This is a genomic window from Novosphingobium organovorum (assembly GCF_022832435.1).
GTDB classification, from domain to species: domain Bacteria; phylum Pseudomonadota; class Alphaproteobacteria; order Sphingomonadales; family Sphingomonadaceae; genus Novosphingobium; species Novosphingobium organovorum.
Genome location: NZ_JALHLF010000003.1, coordinates 61,977 through 77,237 on the forward strand (window position 1 = coordinate 61,977; position 15,261 = coordinate 77,237).

The window sequence follows — 15,261 nt, forward strand, 5'->3', positions numbered from 1 at the left end:
GCGGTTCGTGGCGAAGGGTTCGAACATGGTCAGACAGGCCCCTTGCGATCAGGCCAGGCGGTGGCGGAACAGCCAGCCCGCCAGTGGAAGCGTGACCGCCGCCACCGCGAACATGGGCAGGAAGTCGGGGTAGATATCGCCGAGCCCGGCGCCTTCGAGATAGACCCGGCGAACCAGATCGACCCCGAACCTCAAGGGGTTCACGTAAGTCGCGATCTGGAGCACCTGGGGCATGTTGCGGATCGGCGTGATGAGGCCCGAAAGCAGGGTCAGCGGCATAATCAGCAGGAAGGTGTAGAGCATCGCCTGCTGCATGTTGAGCGCCAGCGCCGAGAGCGACATGCCGATCCCGACCGAGGCTCCGGTAAAGGTGACGAGGCCCAGATAGAGCAGCGCGACCGAGCCGCTCATCGGGATGTGGAACCAGAACAGCGAGATCATCAGCACGATCGTTGATTGCAGCATACCCACCATGATCGAGGGGATCGACTTGCCGATGAGGATCTGGAGCGGGGTCAGCGGGGTGACCAGAAGCTGGTCGAATGTTCCCTGCTCGCGCTCGCGCGCGACCGACAGCGCGGCGAGCAGGAGCGTCTGGAGCATACTGAGGGTCGCGACCATCGCGGGCACGATCTGCCAGCGCGACTGCAGGTTGGGATTGTACCAGGCCCGGCGCACCAGCGTCACGCCGCCGCCGCCGCCGTGCCGCGCGTTGAACGCCGTGGCAACTGAGGCGACATAGCCCGAAGCGGAACCCGCCGTAGTCGAATTGCGCCCGTCGAGGATCAGTTGCACCGGAGCGCTGCGCCCCTGCGCGAGCCGGTCCGCAAAATCGGCCGGGATGCTGATCGCCATGAGCGCGCTGCCCCCGTCGATGACCCCGGCGATCTGATCGGGGGTAGTCAGCGTGGCGGTGCGGCGGAACACGCCCGTTCCGTCGAGATGCGCAAGCAATTCGCTCGAGGCCGCGCTGCGGCTCTGGTCGAGCACGGCGTAGGGCACGTTGGTCAGGTCGAACGAGGCGGCGTAGCCGAACAGCAGCGTCTGCACGAAAGCCGGGGCAAACAGCACGATGCGGTTTGCCGGGTCCTTGAAGATCGCCAGCAGTTCCTTGCGGATCAGCGTCAGGATCATGAACAGGACGGAAAGGATGCGGTCCATGGATCGGCTCCCTCAATCGAGCCGCTTGCGCACGGTGCGCCGGGTCAGCACGGTGAGCACGAGCGCGTAGCCCCCCAGGATCAGCACGCTTCGCATGACCATCGCCCAATCGGTCCCGGCAAGGAACAGCGTCTTGATGACCGCCATGAAATGCGTCGCGGGTACGATCTGCGCGGCAATCTGCACGCCCACGGGAACGTTGCGCAAGTCGAACACGAAGCCTGAAAGCATCATCGCGGGCATGAAACTGGTCAAGAGCGCGACCTGGCTCGCGGCGAACTGGTTGCGCGTGGTGCCCGAGATGAACAGCCCGAGGAGCAGGGAAACGATGAGGTACATCGTCGAGGAAAGCAGCACCGCGAACAGCGAGCCCCGGATCGGCACGTCGAACAGCAGCCGCGCGGCGACCAGACACATGGCCAGATCGATCAGCCCGACGAGCACGTAGGGAACCAGCTTGGCGAGCACGATCTCGAGTGGGCGCACCGGGGTCACGAACAGCGATTCGAGCGTGCCGCGCTCCCACTCGCGCGCGACCAGCAACGAGGTGAGGAACGCGCCCACGAGCGTCATGATGAGCACGACGAGGCCCGGAACCAGATACCACGTGCTGTTCGAGGTTTCGTTGAACCAGATGCGCTGGACGATCTCGACCTGCCCCGCTTCGCCGCCTGTCGCCTGCCCGCGATCCATACGGTGCGCCAGGGCCTTGCTCACCGCGCCCGCGATATAGGCCTCGAGCGTGCTGGCGGTAACCGAATCGATGCCGTTGAGAATGAGCTGGACCGGCGCGTGTCCCTGCCCCTCGCGGCGCGCGAAGTCGACCGGAATGCGCACGATTGCATCGACCTTGCCACTGCCAAGCAAATCCTCGGCCTGGGCCATGGTCGCGACCGGACGCGCCGAGAGGTAGGCTGACCCCTCGATCCCCGCGACCAGTTCGCGCGCGCCGAGCGATGGCTGGTCGGTGACGATCGCCACCGGCGCGTTCTTGACGTCGAACGACAGGCCGTAGCCGAACAGCAGGATCAGCGCGACGGGCAGCAGGAACCCGACCAGCAGGTTCGAGCGGTCGCGCAGCATCTGGCGCATTTCCTTGCGCACGAGCGCGACGATCCGCACGCGAAAGCCCGAGGCGGAGGCGCTCACGCCACGCTCTCCGCCCGCTCGCCTGCCCTGCGCTGTTCCAGCGCCTCGGCCTTTTCCCGGCGCGACTGCTCGACGATGGCGATGAAAGCGCTGTTCATGTCCCGCCCCGCATCGCCCGCCTTGGCGCGAACCTCACGCGGGGTGCCCAGGGCGAGCAGCTTGCCCGCATCCTGGATCGCGATGCGGTCGCAGTATTCGGCTTCTTCCATGAAGTGCGTGGTGATGATGATCGTCACCCCCGATTGCGAGAGCGCGGTGATGGTGCGCCAGAACGCGCGCCGGGCGAGCGGGTCGATCCCGCTGGTCGGCTCGTCGAGAAAGAGGATGCGCGGTTCGTGAATGAGCCCGGCGGCCATGGCTAGGCGCTGCTTGTAGCCGTGCGGCAAAGTCCCGCTCTGCGCTGCCGGTTCGAGTTCGAACTGCGCTTCGATCGCGTGAATTCGCGCGCGCAGCGCGCGCCCGCGAAGGCCGTAGGCGCCGCCGAAGAACTCCAGGTTCTCGCGCACCGAAAGATTGGCGTAGAGCGCGAATTTCTGCGCGACATACCCGATCCGCTTGCGCGCCTCGGCCCGCGCCTTGCGCAAGTTCACGCCCGCCACCTCAAGATGGCCGCTGCTGGCTGGAAGCAGACCGCACAGCATCCGGAACGTGGTCGTCTTGCCCGCGCCATTGGGGCCCAGAAGGCCGAATATCTCGCCTCGCCGCACGTCGAAGCTGGTGCTGGCGACCGCGGTGAAATCGCCAAAAGTGCGCACCAGATCCCGGACCACGATCACGCTTTGCGGGTCCTGTGCCCCGAAGTGCGTTGCGCTTTCCATCGTCAGTCCACTTGCCGGGCGCGCCGCATCGGCCTCATCGGCGCGGCGCGTCTCGTGTTCGCGCAAAAGCAGCATGAAGGCGTCTTCGAGTTCTTCCGGCCGCGCACTGGCCGGGGATGCACCCAGCAGATCGCCCAGCGTATCCAATGCGCATTCAGGGCGGCGAATGAAGCGGACCTCGCCCCCGCTCGGCACCGCATCGACGACGCGTTCGGGCGCGTCGATCAGCCGGGCCTGAAGATCGCGCGCGGGTTCGTCTTTCGCGGGCGGGGCGACGTAGGTCAGCCCACGGACCCGCCGGCGCAGTTCATCGGGCGTCCCCTCGGCCAGCTGCTCGCCCTTGTTGAAGACGTGCACCCGGTCGCAGCGCTCGGCCTCGTCCATGTAGGCGGTGCTGACGACGACGCTCAGCCCCTCCTCAGCGATCATCTGCGCGATGATTTCCCACAAGTCGCGCCGCGATAGCGGATCGACCCCGACGCTCGGCTCATCGAGCAGCAGCAGGTCAGGCACGCGAACGAGCGTGCAGGCCAGCCCCAGTTTCTGCTTCATGCCGCCCGAAAGCTGCCCGGCGGGCCGCGCGGTGAAGCGCGCCAGGTCGGTCATTTCGAGCAGGCGGGCAAAGCGCGCGGCGCGGATCGCGCGATCGACCCCGTGCAGATCGGCGTAAAGGTCGAGGTTTTCCTGAATGCTCAGGTCCTCGTAAAGACCGAAACGCTGGGGCATGTAGCTGATGCGGTTCTGGATCGCCTGCGCCTCGCGCCGGGTGTCGTGGCCCAGGACCGAGAGCGATCCGCCGTCGGGATGGAGCAGGCCCGCCATCAGGCGCATCAACGTCGTCTTGCCCGCCCCGTCCGGTCCGACCAGCGCGGTCAGCCGCCCGGCCGCGACCTCGAAGCTCACCCCGCCAAGCGCGTCGAACGGCTTGCCGTCGGGTCCTGTAAAGCGCTTGCAGAGCCCCTCGGCGCGCACGACGAAGGCCCCCTCCTCGCTCGGCCCGAACCGCGCCGCGTGGGCCGTGTTCACCGCGCCGCTCCCGACACCGCCGTATCGAGCCGGACCGTGACCGGCTGACCGAGCCGCAGCCGATCGTCCTTGTCGGTGACCATGATGCGCACTTCGTAGACCAGCGCGGTGCGCAAATCCTCGGTCTCGACCGACTTGGGCGTGAATTCGGCAACCGAAGAAATATAGCCGACATGCCCGGTAACGGGCGCATCGGGTGCCGCGTCGGTCGTGACCTGCGCCGCCATTCCGGGGCGGATACGGCCAAGATCGGTCTCGGTGACGTAGACCCGCACCCATTTGGGGCTGGTCAGCGCAATGTCGTAGACCGGCGTCTGGGGCGAGGCCATGGCCCCCACTTCGAGCAGACGCGAACGCACCACGCCGTCCGATGGCGCGATGAGCGTGCCCTTTGCGATGCGGTGGCGCAACAGGGCCAGCTGGGCGCTTGCCGCATCGACCTGCGCCGATCCGGCCGCAATCTGTTCCTCGCGCGGGCCCTTGCGGGCAAGAGCCAGACCTTCGCCCGCTTCGCGCGCCCTGGCGGAAGCGGCGGCGGCGGCGCTGCGCGCGGCGTCGAGATCGTGCGCGCTCACGCCGCGTCCGTTGGTCTTTGCCGAAACGGTTTGCAGGCGCGCGAGGTCGCTTGCGGTACGCGCCACATCGGCCTGGGCGGCGGCGAGCGTGGCGCGCGCCTGCGCGATTTCCTCGGGCCGCGAGCCGTTGCGCAACTGGCGCAGCTGATCCTGCCGCCCGGCCAGGTCCGCTTCGGCCTGCCGGGCCTGCAAGGCAAGCGTCGTGGTGTCGAGCCGGGCGAGCCTATCGCCCTTGCGCACGCGATCGCCCTCCTCGACCGCGAGCGCATCGATCCGCCCGCTATCCTCAAACGCGAGCGAGACCTGGCGCAGGTCGACATTACCGTGGAGGGTAAGCGTCCCGTCGTAGGCCGGGCCGCGCGTCAGGAGCAAGACCGCGCCGCCGACCACCAGAGCCAGCACCACGATTGCCGCCACAACGGTCTTCTTCATTGCCAAAGGCCCCTCTGATTCGTCCCATTCGCCGCAAATGCGGATCGAGTGTTGCGCGTTGCCGCACCGAAATCAAACCGCACAGGCGCCTGGTCACGTTCTAAGCGGCGCTGCAATCGATAAAATCTGTCCGGCATCAAAGCCCGGCGCGCCCACGATGGGCCCTTGGGAAATGCCTGCGGGCCTGCTAGGCGCGCGGCTATGCTTACCATTCGCGATCTCACCGTCCGTCTTGGCGGCCGAACCATTCTCGACCAGGCCAGCGCCACCATACCGCAAGGCGGCAAGGTGGGTTTGATCGGGCGCAACGGGGCGGGAAAATCCACGCTGGTCAAGACCGTGATCGGCGAGCTCGAACCCGACGGCGGTTCGCTCGACATGCCGCGCCGCGCGCGTCTGGGCTATATCGCGCAGGAAGCACCAAGCGGGACCAGGACCCCGTTCGAAGCCGTGCTCGATGGCGACAAGGAGCGCACCGCGCTGCTCGCCGAGGCGGAGACCTGCACCGATCCCAACCGGCTTGGCGACGTGCACGAGCGGCTGATCGCCATCGACGCCTATTCGGCTCCGGCACGCGCGGCGCGCATCCTGGTTGGCCTTGGCTTCGACGAGACGATGCAGGGCCAAGCGCTGGACAGCTTTTCCGGCGGGTGGAAGATGCGCGTGGCGCTTGCCGCGCTGCTGTTCTCGCAGCCCGACGTGCTGCTGCTCGACGAACCTTCGAACCACCTCGATATCGAAGCGACGCTGTGGCTGGAAAGCTTCCTGTCGAGCTATCCCGGCACGCTCATCGTCATCAGCCACGAACGCAGCCTGCTCAACAGCGTGGTCGACCATATCCTCCACCTGCAGAACGGCAAACTGACGCTCTATCCCGGCACGTACGACAGTTTCGAGCGGCTGCGCGCCGAACGCGCGGCGCAGGCCGAGGCGGCCAAGGCCAGCCAGGAGGCCCAGCGCAAGAAGCTCGCCGATTACGTCGCGCGCAATTCCGCGCGCGCCTCGACCGCCAAGCAGGCCCAGTCGCGCGCCAAGATGCTGGCCAAGATGCAGCCGATCGTGACGCTCGCCGAAGATCCCTCGATGCGCTTCGATTTTCCCAGCCCGGACGAACTGCGTCCACCGCTGGTCACGCTCGACAAGGCGGCGGTCGGGTACGAGGACGGCAAGCCGATCCTGCGCCGGCTCAACCTGCGCATCGACCCCGACGACCGCATCGCGCTGCTCGGCCGCAACGGCAATGGCAAGACCACGCTGGCGCGCCTGATCGCCCGCCAGCTCGAACCGATGGAAGGCGAGACCAGCTTTTCGCCCCGCATCCGCATCGGCTACTTTACCCAGTATCAGGTCGAGGAACTGCCCGCCGGTTCCACCCCGCTCGAACTGATGACCCGCGCCATGCCCGACAAGCCACCGCTCGCGGTCCGCAACCAGCTTGGTCGGTTCGGGTTCTCGGGCGACCGGGCGACCTCGGACGTGCGCACGATGTCGGGAGGCGAGCGCGCGCGTCTGGCTCTGGCGCTGGTGACGCGCGAGGCGCCGCACATGCTCATCCTCGACGAGCCGACCAACCACCTCGACGTCGACGCGCGCGAGGCGCTGGTGCAGGCGCTCAACGCCTTTGAAGGCGCGGTGATCCTCGTCAGCCACGATCGCCACATGGTCGAGATGGCCGCCGACCGGCTGGTGCTGGTCGATCAGGGCGAGGCGACGCCCTACGACGGCTCGATGGATGACTACATCGACTTCGTCCTGGGTCGTAACCAGCCCCGCAAGGACGAGCCTGCGGCCCGCGCCGAGGCTGCGCCGGCGCGCAAATCGGGCAGTGTCGCGCGCGAGGAGCTCAAGGCGCTGCGCCGGCAGGTGACCGAAGCCGAAACCGCGATGAAGCGGCTCCAGACACAGCTCGACGCGCTCGACGCCGCGCTGGTCGATCCCAATGCCGCCAAGGGCGATCTCAAGGGCCTTGCCATCGGCGAGCTCGGCAAGCGCCACACCACCGTCAGCGCCGCGCTCGAAGAGGCCGAGATGGCCTGGCTCGAAGCCAGCGAAGCGCTCGAAGAGGTCATGGGCGGACGCTGACACCGCGCCCTTGTCCTGCGCGAGACAGATTGCTGTCCTGCGCTGGACCGTTTCCCGAAAAGCACCGGACAAGCAAAAGGGGCAGAAGCGCAAATCGCGCCCTGCCCCTTTTCTCTATCCCGGCATGGGAGGACCGTTATCAGCCCTTGCGGTGCTTGGTCTTGTGCGTCGGTGCGCCGCCACCGGGGCCTGCCGGGCCACGGCGCGGCCCTTCGCGGCGGTTGGGCTTGCCACCGCCCGTGCCGCCGCTCGAATAGGGACGCGGCTTGTGCGGGCCGGTGCGGCCTTCGCCGCGCGGTCCCTGGCCGTACCCTTCGCGCGGGCCACCACCCGAACGATGACCGGGGGTCCGCGCGGGCGGCGGGGTCAGCGCACGCTCGAACTGGATCGCCTTCTCGAAGTGATCCTCGTCCGACCCGGCGGTCTTGGCGAGGGTCTGCTCGAACCGGTCGGCCAGCGCGCCGGGAATTTCGATGAAGGTTTCGTGGACGAGGATGCGGATCTGCCCGATCACGTCGCTCGACACGTGGCCACGACGGCACACGACCGGGAGAACCCAGCGCGGCTCGGCCTGGTCCTTGCGACCGATGTTCATCTTGAACCAGACCGAATTTTCAAAGCCTTCACCGCTGCGGCCACGGCCCGGCTTGTCGATCCGGCCGATCAGTTCCTCGGGCTGGGGCATCGTGGCGCGCTGCGCGGCGACGAGCGCGGCGGCGATGTCCTCGGCCGGAATCGTCTGGAGCAGTTCGCGCGCGATCTCGCGGTCATCCTCGGTGATCTCGCGTTCGACGGTCAGCGCCTCGATGATCCGCTCGCGGTCCTTGGCGCGGATCACTTCGGGGCCGGGCACTTCGGTCCACTCGGCCGGAATGCGCGCGTCGCGCAGCATGTATTCGACCTTGCGGCGGCGCGAGTGCGGCACCAGCAACACCGCGGTGCCCTTCTTGCCCGCACGGCCCGTGCGGCCCGAACGGTGCTGGAGCGTTTCGGCATCGCGCGGCAGTTCGACGTGAACCACCAGCGTGAGCGAGGGAAGATCGATGCCGCGCGCGGCAACGTCGGTCGCCACGCACACCCGCGCACGGTGATCGCGCAGCGCCTGGAGCGCGTTGTTGCGTTCGTTCTGCGAATGCTCGCCCGACAGCGCCACCGCCGAGAAGCCACGCTCGACGAGCGCGGCGTGGAGGTGCTTGACCTTCTCGCGGGTCGAGCAGAACAGGATTGCGGTTTCCGCCTCGTGGAAGCGCAGGATGTTGATCGCCGCGTTCTCGACGTCGGACGGCGTAACCGTCACCGCCTGGTAGCTGATGTCGCCGTGACCGCGGGTTTCACCCACGGTCGAAATGCGCAGCGCGTTGTTCTGGTACTGGCGCGCGAGCTGTTCGATACCGCGCGGCATCGTGGCCGAGAACAGCAGCGTGCGGCGCTCAGCCCCGGTCGCGTCGAGCAGCGTCTCGAGGTCTTCGCGAAAGCCCATGTCGAGCATTTCGTCCGCTTCGTCGAGCACGGCGACGCGCAGTTCGGAGAGGTCCAGCTTGCCGCGTTCGAGATGGTCGCGCAGGCGGCCGGGCGTGCCGACCACGATCGAGGCGCCCTTCTCGAGCTTCTTGCGCTCGGCCACCGGGTCCATGCCGCCAACGCAGGTGACGATCCGCGCGCCGGTCGAACCATAGAGCCAGCTCAGCTCCCGGCTGACCTGCATCGCGAGTTCGCGCGTCGGCGCGATTACCAGTGCGAGTGGGCAGAACGAGCGCGCGATCGAATCGCCCTCGAGCAGCTCCTGCGCCATGGCGAGGCCAAAGGCCACGGTCTTGCCCGAGCCGGTCTGCGCCGAAACCAGCAGGTCGCGGCCCGCAGCGTCGGCCTCGCACACAGCCTCCTGAACGGCGGTGAGCTTTTCATAGCCCTGGCCGTCAAGGGCAGCAACGAGGGGCGCGGGAAGGTGATCGAAATGGGAAGCCATGAACGGTTTTTGCCGCCAAAAAGCGGCCTCGCGGTCTGAGTGTTCGGGAAGCTGAGCCCGCACATCGGGCAACCAGTCGGCGCCCCCATAGACCAAAGCGCAGGATAATGCGCGCAAGAAATGCACATCACCTGCCGATTTTCCTATGATGTCCCGATTTGCGCCGTTTTCAAGGAAGATTTTCGGCATTTTTCAAGCTGCACGAAACGCAAGAGGCCGGGATGACGTGCTTCCCGGCCCCGGTTTTACGCCGTTTTCGCGGACCGGTTGCCCTGGTCCATCACAGGAAAGTCAGTCGCGCGGGACCAGCCGCATGGCCGCCCCGCCGCCGGGCGCCAGCCACAGCGACATCGTATCCCCCTTGCGCACGGTGCGCGTCTCGTAGGCAATCGCGTGGCGCGCTTCGGTCAGGTAGGTCGCGCCCTCCCCGTCCTTCCAGATCTTCACCTCATAGGCCTTGCCCGGATCGAGGAAGGCGAAGTCGACCGTCACGCTGCGCGCGCTCGCATCGTTGACCGCGCCGATGAACCAGCGCGCGCTCTGACGGTCCTTGCGCGCGAAGACCGCATAGTCCCCCACTTCGCCCGCGATCAGGTGGCTCTCGGCCCAGTCGGTCGGCACGCTGGTGATGAAGTCCATCTCGCGCGGATGCTTCTGCAACTCCTCGACGAAATCGGCGGCCATTTCGATCGGCGAGTAGATCGTCACGTAAAGTCCGAGCTGCTTGGCCGGCGTCGAGGCCAGCGGCACGCCCTCGGCCCCCTTGAGACTGAGGATGCCGGGCGTGAAGTCCATCGGGCCCGACAGCATACGCGTATAGACCAGGGTGGGTTCATGATCGGGTCCGTTGGCGAACGCGCCCCAGGCGTTGTATTCCATGCCGCGCGCACCCTCGCGCGAGACCCAGTTGGGATAAGTGCGGCGCAGGCCGGTGTCCTTGACCGGCTCGTGGCTGTCGACCGAGACATGGTGCGTGGCGGCGACCTTCACCACGTCGAGATAGTGGTTCACCATCCGCTGCCCATCGTGCCAGGCGGTGAACGGCGCGCCCGGTTCATCCCCGTAACGCCGCGTATCGGCGAGGATGCCGCCCGCATCGGCGACGTAGCCGGTCTTGACCACATCGACACCGAGCTTGCCGTAAAGCGCCATCGCGGGTTCGAGCTGGGCTTCGTAGTTGGCGATGTTGCCGCCGGTTTCGTGGTGACCGATCAGGCGCACGCCCTTGGACCGGGCGTAATCGGCCAGTCCGTCGAGATCGAAGTCTGGCGTTGCCTGGGTATAGCTGAAGTCCTGCCCGTGGCCGAACCAGTTGCCGTTCCACCCCTTGTCCCACCCTTCGACGAGCACGCCGCGAAAGTGGTTCTTGGCGGCGAAATCGATGTACTGCTTGGTGCGCGCGGTCGTCGCGCCGTGGCGCGGGCCTTCGGCCCAGGTCCAGTCGCCCCGGATCATGCCCCACCAGATGCCGATGTAGCGGCCCGGCTGGACCCAGCTGACATCGCCCAGCTTGTTGGGCTCGTTGAGGTTGAGTTCGAGGTCGTTCTCGACCAGCCCTTTGGCGTCGTCGGCGATGCGGATCGTGCGCCAGGGCGTCGCGAAGGGCAGGTCGCGCACGACGGCGGGCCCTTGGGAGGACGGCGCGAGCGTGGTGCGGAACGACTGCCCGTCGGCGCGCTTGAACCAGTAGCCTGCGTAATCGACCAGCGCGGCCTCATGAAACGAGAGATGGGTGCCATCCTCGAGCTTCATGGTGATCGGCGTGTGCGCGGTCGATACCGCATCGATCGCGGTGTGCTGGTAGACCTGTTCGTAGCGGTTCCACTCGCCACCCGCAATCCACCACGCCTCCCCTTTGGGGGCGATGGTAAAGCCGGTCACCTCGTCGGTGATCTTCATCGTCTTGAGGCCGGGCTGCTCGGGCAGTTCGTAGCGAAAACCGATGCCGTCGTCGAACAGGCGGAAGCGCAGGTTCATCGCCCGCGCTCCGTCTTCCTGGGCCTGGACGAAGCGCACCACGAGTTCGTTGTGCCTGTCGTGGACGAAGCGGCGTTCACCCCAGGGCTGTTCCCAGGTCTCCTCGCCCTGGCTCGTCTCGCTGCTCGCGATGGTGAAGCCGCGCACCATGTTGATCCCATCGGCGAGCAGGAAGCCCAGGCGACTGGGCGCGATCAGCAGCCTGCCCTTGCGCGAGAGCGACCATTCGGGCCGCTTGTCGTTGTCGGTCGTGACGCTGAGCACCAGGCTGCCATCAGGAGAGCTGGCATGGACGACCGGATTGGTCTCGGCTCTGGCCGAACCGACAGCGGGCATGGCCAGCGCTAGACAAGATAGCGCCGCCAGGCGCCAGGGCATTTTCATCAGGTCTCTCCCGTATCGATCCAAAGCGCGGCATGGGGAGGCAAGCTTTTGACTTTGCCCGCTTCCACATCCGCCTCTTGGGCAAAATTGACACTCGCCAGGACCCGCCCGCGCAAGCCAAGGTCGGCAGGCCAGGGCTGCTCCTCACCGCTGAAATTGAACACCGCCTGGACCTGCGACGCGCCCTTTGTCCGACGCAGGACAAGGCGTGTCTCGTCGGCCAGATCGACCGTGCAGTCACCGCTCATCAGCGTCGCCGTAGCCTTGCGCAACCGCAGCAGCGCGGTGGTCAGGCGCAGCAGCGAGGCCGGATCGGCGCTCTGCCGATCGACCGCACGCTCCCTATTCGCAGCACTCACTGGCAACCAGGGATCGCCCTGGGTAAACCCGCCATGCCCATCTTCGGCAACCCAGGGCAGCGGCGTGCGCACCCCATCGCGCGAGAGTGTAAGCGGCCAGTTCGCGATCGCCTCGGGGTCCTGAAGGCTCTCGAAGGGAACCTCGTCCTGCAACAGCCCGAGTTCCTCGCCCTGGTACACAATGAGATTGCCGCGCAGCGAAAAGAACAGCAGCGCCTTGAGCCGGGCGAAGGCCGCCCGATCCCCCTCATCGGCCCAGCGCGAGAGGGCGCGCGGGGCATCATGGTTCTCGAACGCCCAGCTTGGCCAGCCCGAGGCGACAGGCCCACTCCACGCCGATAGCGCGCCCGCCACCAGAGCGGGCGTTAACTGCGGCGCGTAGAGGAAATCGAAACCGTAAGCGCTGTCGAGCCTCTGCGATCCCTGGGTAAAGGCCTTCATTTCGGCCAGCGCGTTGCGCCCGCCCACTTCGGCAAGCGAGAACGTATCGGGATAGCTGGCGATCAGGGCCTGAAGACGCTCGATAAAATGGACGATGTCGGGGTGCGACTGGTTGTAGGTTTGCAGCTGGAAATCGAACGGACGCGTGCGCGGCTTGCCATCCTCGGGTGCGGGCGGATTGTCGCGCAACTGCGGGTCGTGCATCGTGAAGTTGAGCGCGTCGATGCGAAAACCCGAAACGCCCCGGTCGAGCCAGAACTTCGCCACCTCCAGCAGCGCCTCCTGCACCGCCGGGTTGTGGACGTTGAGCTGCGGTTGCTCCTTGAGGAAATTATGCAGGTAATACTGCCCCCGCCGCGCGTCCCAGCACCACGCTGGCCCCCCGAAGACCGATTGCCAGTTGCTCGGCGGCGAACCGTCGGGCCGGGCATCGGCCCAGACGTACCAGTCCGCGTGCGCGCTGGAACGGCTCGAGCGGCTGTCCTGGAACCAGGCGTGCCGATTCGACGTATGCGCGTAGACCTGATCGACGATCACCTTGAGCCCAAGCTCGCGCGCCCGCGCGACGAGGGCATCGAAATCCGCCAATGTTCCGAAGATCGGATCGACGTTGCAATAATCGGCGATGTCGTAGCCGAAGTCCGCCATGGGTGAGGTGTAGAACGGCGAAATCCAGATCGCATCGACGCCCAGCGCCGCGACATGATCGAGCTTCTGGGTGATCCCGGCCAGATCGCCGATGCCATCGCCGTTGCTGTCCATGAAACTGCGCGGGTAGATCTGGTAGATCGTCGCGCCAAGCCACCACGGCGTAACCGCCTGCGCGCTATCCTGGGCCGTGGAACCGTGTGAAGTCAATTTCATCGAACCTGACGTCCTCTTGTCGCAAGCCGCCATGCGGGGGGAAGGCGCATCATGGCAGGGCCTGGCAAACCGCGAAATCCAGACCGTCGAGACGAACCTCCAACGCGCCCGGTGCAATCGATTGTGTAGCACAGCCCTTCCCGCCGATCTGCGCAAAGCGCGTCGACTTCGGGTCAACGGCTACACGGCCTTGTAGCGGCTCGGTCGACGTATTGAAAACCAAGACAATTTCCCGGCCTGAATGCGGATCGAAACGCGATAGGGCGACCAGCCCCGCGCCTTGCGAGGGAACCGCGCGGACAAGGCTCTCCCCCTCCTGCAAGGCCGGGGTCGCACGGCGCAGACGAGCCAGGTCGGAAATGAAGCGGTAGAGCGGATGATCCGTTTCGAAATTGGCCGCACCCGCGGTCGTATCGGTTCCCAGCAGGGCTTCCTCGCGGAACTGCGCAACCTGCGAGGGGAACATGTCCTGACGCGAATCCTTGTCGCCCCCCGCCCCGACAAAGCCCTGTTCGTCGCCCGAATAGATCGTGGGCACGCCCCGCAAGGTCAGCAGCATCGCGTGCGCCAGCCGTACCCGGCGCAGCAGCTCTTCGCGCCCGATGCCCGGATTGCCCTTTTCCAGCAGCATGGCGATGCGGCCAGCGTCGTGGTTGCCCAGGAACGTGGGCAGTTGTCGCGCCGTGGCACTGCCGCCGGCGTAAAGCGTATCGTCGAGCGGCATACGCGCAAGGTCCTGTGCCTTGCCCCCGGCCGACAGCGCTTCGATCACCGCTGCGGCCAGACCAAAGTCGAGCACTGCCGGAAAGCCCGCATCGCGAGTCCACGAAGCCAGCAGCGCCGGATCGTATGTCTCAGTCGCGACTTCGCCGAAGATATGGAAGTTGGGAATGCCGTGGGCCGCCGCGCGCGCTTGCATCGCGGGGACAAAGGCGCGCCAGAACGCCGGGTTCACGTGCCGGGCGGTGTCGATGCGAAAACCGTCCACGCCAAAGCGATCGATCCAGCCGCCGTAAATCGCGATCATGCCCGCGACGACACGCGGATGTTCGGTCGCCAGATCATCGAGGCCGATGAAATCCCCGTACTGCGCGCTTTCACCGCTCCAGTTGGTATCGCCCCGGTTGTGGTAGTAGATCGGATCGTTGAGCCATTCGGGCACCTTTTCGTGCCGCTCGGCCTCAGGCACGATCGGGGTATAGGCGAAGGTGGGGTCGGTGAGCCGGGCCCAGTTCGCGGGCGAGGCGTCGCGGTCTCCCGCAAACCCGGCGTTGATTGCCGGACCCGAGGCATCGCCGCGGGTCGAGAAGGGGTAATCGGCCTTGGAGCGATAGGCGAAGCCCGCCTTCGCACCCTCGGCGTAAGTAATCACATCGGCCGTGTGGTTGACGATGATGTCCATGTAGACCTTCATGCCGCGCGCGTGCGCGGCATCGACAAAGGCCTTGAAATCGGCGTCGGCGCCAAGGTGCGGATCGACGTGGGTGAAGTCGGTGATCCAGTAGCCGTGGTAGCCCGCGCTTTCCTGCCCCGGCGCTCCCTGCACCGGCTTGTTGCGCAAGACCGGGCCAACCCAGATCGCGGTGGCGCCCAGCCCCTGGATATAATCGAGATGCTCGGTCAGTCCCTTAAGATCGCCACCGTGATAGAACGCCTTGTCGGTCGGATCGAACCCGGTGTGCAGGCGATCGCCCGAAAGCCCTCCCCGGTCGTTGGCGGGATCGCCGTTGGCGAAGCGATCGGGCAGGACGAAGTAGATCACCTCCTGCTCGGGACGGCGCGCGCGTAGTTGCTCCAGCTGGACGCTTGCCGCCGTACGCGCGTCATCGCGGGCCACTGCCGGGGTAGCGGCGAGCCCCAGCAGGGCAACGCCGAGCGAGACAGCCAGGGCTTGGATGGAAGAACAGGAACGCATCGCAATCCTCAAGACCGGTCGGAAGCACGAAGGGCAGGCACGGCGGGGCCGATGAAAGGGGCCGATGAAAAACGTACCGCCTTCGCACGGCCCCGCCGATGGCCCCGGTCCG

The 15,261-nt window shown here is 66.5% G+C and carries 9 protein-coding genes; 1 reads left to right on the plus strand and 8 read right to left on the minus strand.

Features of this window, described 5'->3' with window-relative positions; translation table 11 throughout:
• Positions 1-48: 48 nt before the first annotated feature.
• The 4 genes from MTR62_RS01765 to MTR62_RS01780 are packed head-to-tail and all read right to left on the minus strand — an operon-like array spanning position 49 to position 5,161.
• Positions 49-1,161, minus strand: a complete 1,113-nt coding sequence (locus MTR62_RS01765) for an ABC transporter permease (RefSeq protein WP_244016554.1) — start codon at positions 1,159-1,161, stop codon at positions 49-51.
• Positions 1,162-1,173: 12 nt separating this feature from the next.
• Positions 1,174-2,310 carry an ABC transporter permease gene (locus MTR62_RS01770; RefSeq protein ID WP_244016555.1) on the minus strand — a complete coding sequence of 379 codons (1,137 nt, stop codon included), beginning with the start codon at positions 2,308-2,310 and terminating at the stop codon, positions 1,174-1,176.
• The gene (locus MTR62_RS01775) at positions 2,307-4,154 is read right to left on the minus strand and encodes an ATP-binding cassette domain-containing protein (RefSeq protein ID WP_244016556.1); all 1,848 of its coding nucleotides are present in this window, start codon (positions 4,152-4,154) and stop codon (positions 2,307-2,309) included. The genes MTR62_RS01770 and MTR62_RS01775 overlap by 4 nt, the downstream gene beginning before the upstream one ends.
• Complete coding sequence (locus MTR62_RS01780) at positions 4,151-5,161, minus strand: efflux RND transporter periplasmic adaptor subunit (RefSeq protein WP_244016557.1); 1,011 nt, start codon at positions 5,159-5,161, stop codon at positions 4,151-4,153. Before MTR62_RS01780 ends, MTR62_RS01775 begins: the two co-directional genes overlap by 4 nt.
• 201 nt (positions 5,162-5,362) lie before the next feature.
• Here MTR62_RS01780 and MTR62_RS01785 point away from each other — a divergent pair, with 201 nt between their 5' ends.
• Entirely contained in the window at positions 5,363-7,243 is a 1,881-nt protein-coding gene (locus MTR62_RS01785; RefSeq protein WP_244016558.1) for an ABC-F family ATP-binding cassette domain-containing protein, read from the plus strand.
• A gap of 139 nt (positions 7,244-7,382) precedes the next feature.
• Here the strand turns inward: MTR62_RS01785 and MTR62_RS01790 are convergent, their stop codons facing one another.
• The 4 genes from MTR62_RS01790 to MTR62_RS01805 all read right to left on the minus strand — a co-directional run bounded on the left by MTR62_RS01790 (position 7,383) and on the right by MTR62_RS01805 (position 15,149).
• The gene (locus MTR62_RS01790; protein WP_244016559.1) at positions 7,383-9,209 is read right to left on the minus strand and encodes a DEAD/DEAH box helicase; all 1,827 of its coding nucleotides are present in this window, start codon (positions 9,207-9,209) and stop codon (positions 7,383-7,385) included.
• Positions 9,210-9,500: 291 nt separating this feature from the next.
• Positions 9,501-11,570, minus strand: a complete 2,070-nt coding sequence (locus tag MTR62_RS01795) for a glycoside hydrolase family 97 protein (protein ID WP_244016560.1) — start codon at positions 11,568-11,570, stop codon at positions 9,501-9,503.
• Positions 11,570-13,234: an alpha-amylase family glycosyl hydrolase gene (locus MTR62_RS01800; protein ID WP_244016561.1), complete on the minus strand. Its 1,665-nt coding sequence runs from the start codon at positions 13,232-13,234 to the stop codon at positions 11,570-11,572. Before MTR62_RS01800 ends, MTR62_RS01795 begins: the two co-directional genes overlap by 1 nt.
• A 49-nt stretch (positions 13,235-13,283) precedes the next feature.
• Positions 13,284-15,149: an alpha-amylase family glycosyl hydrolase gene (locus tag MTR62_RS01805; RefSeq protein WP_244016562.1), complete on the minus strand. Its 1,866-nt coding sequence runs from the start codon at positions 15,147-15,149 to the stop codon at positions 13,284-13,286.
• Positions 15,150-15,261 lie beyond the last annotated feature (112 nt).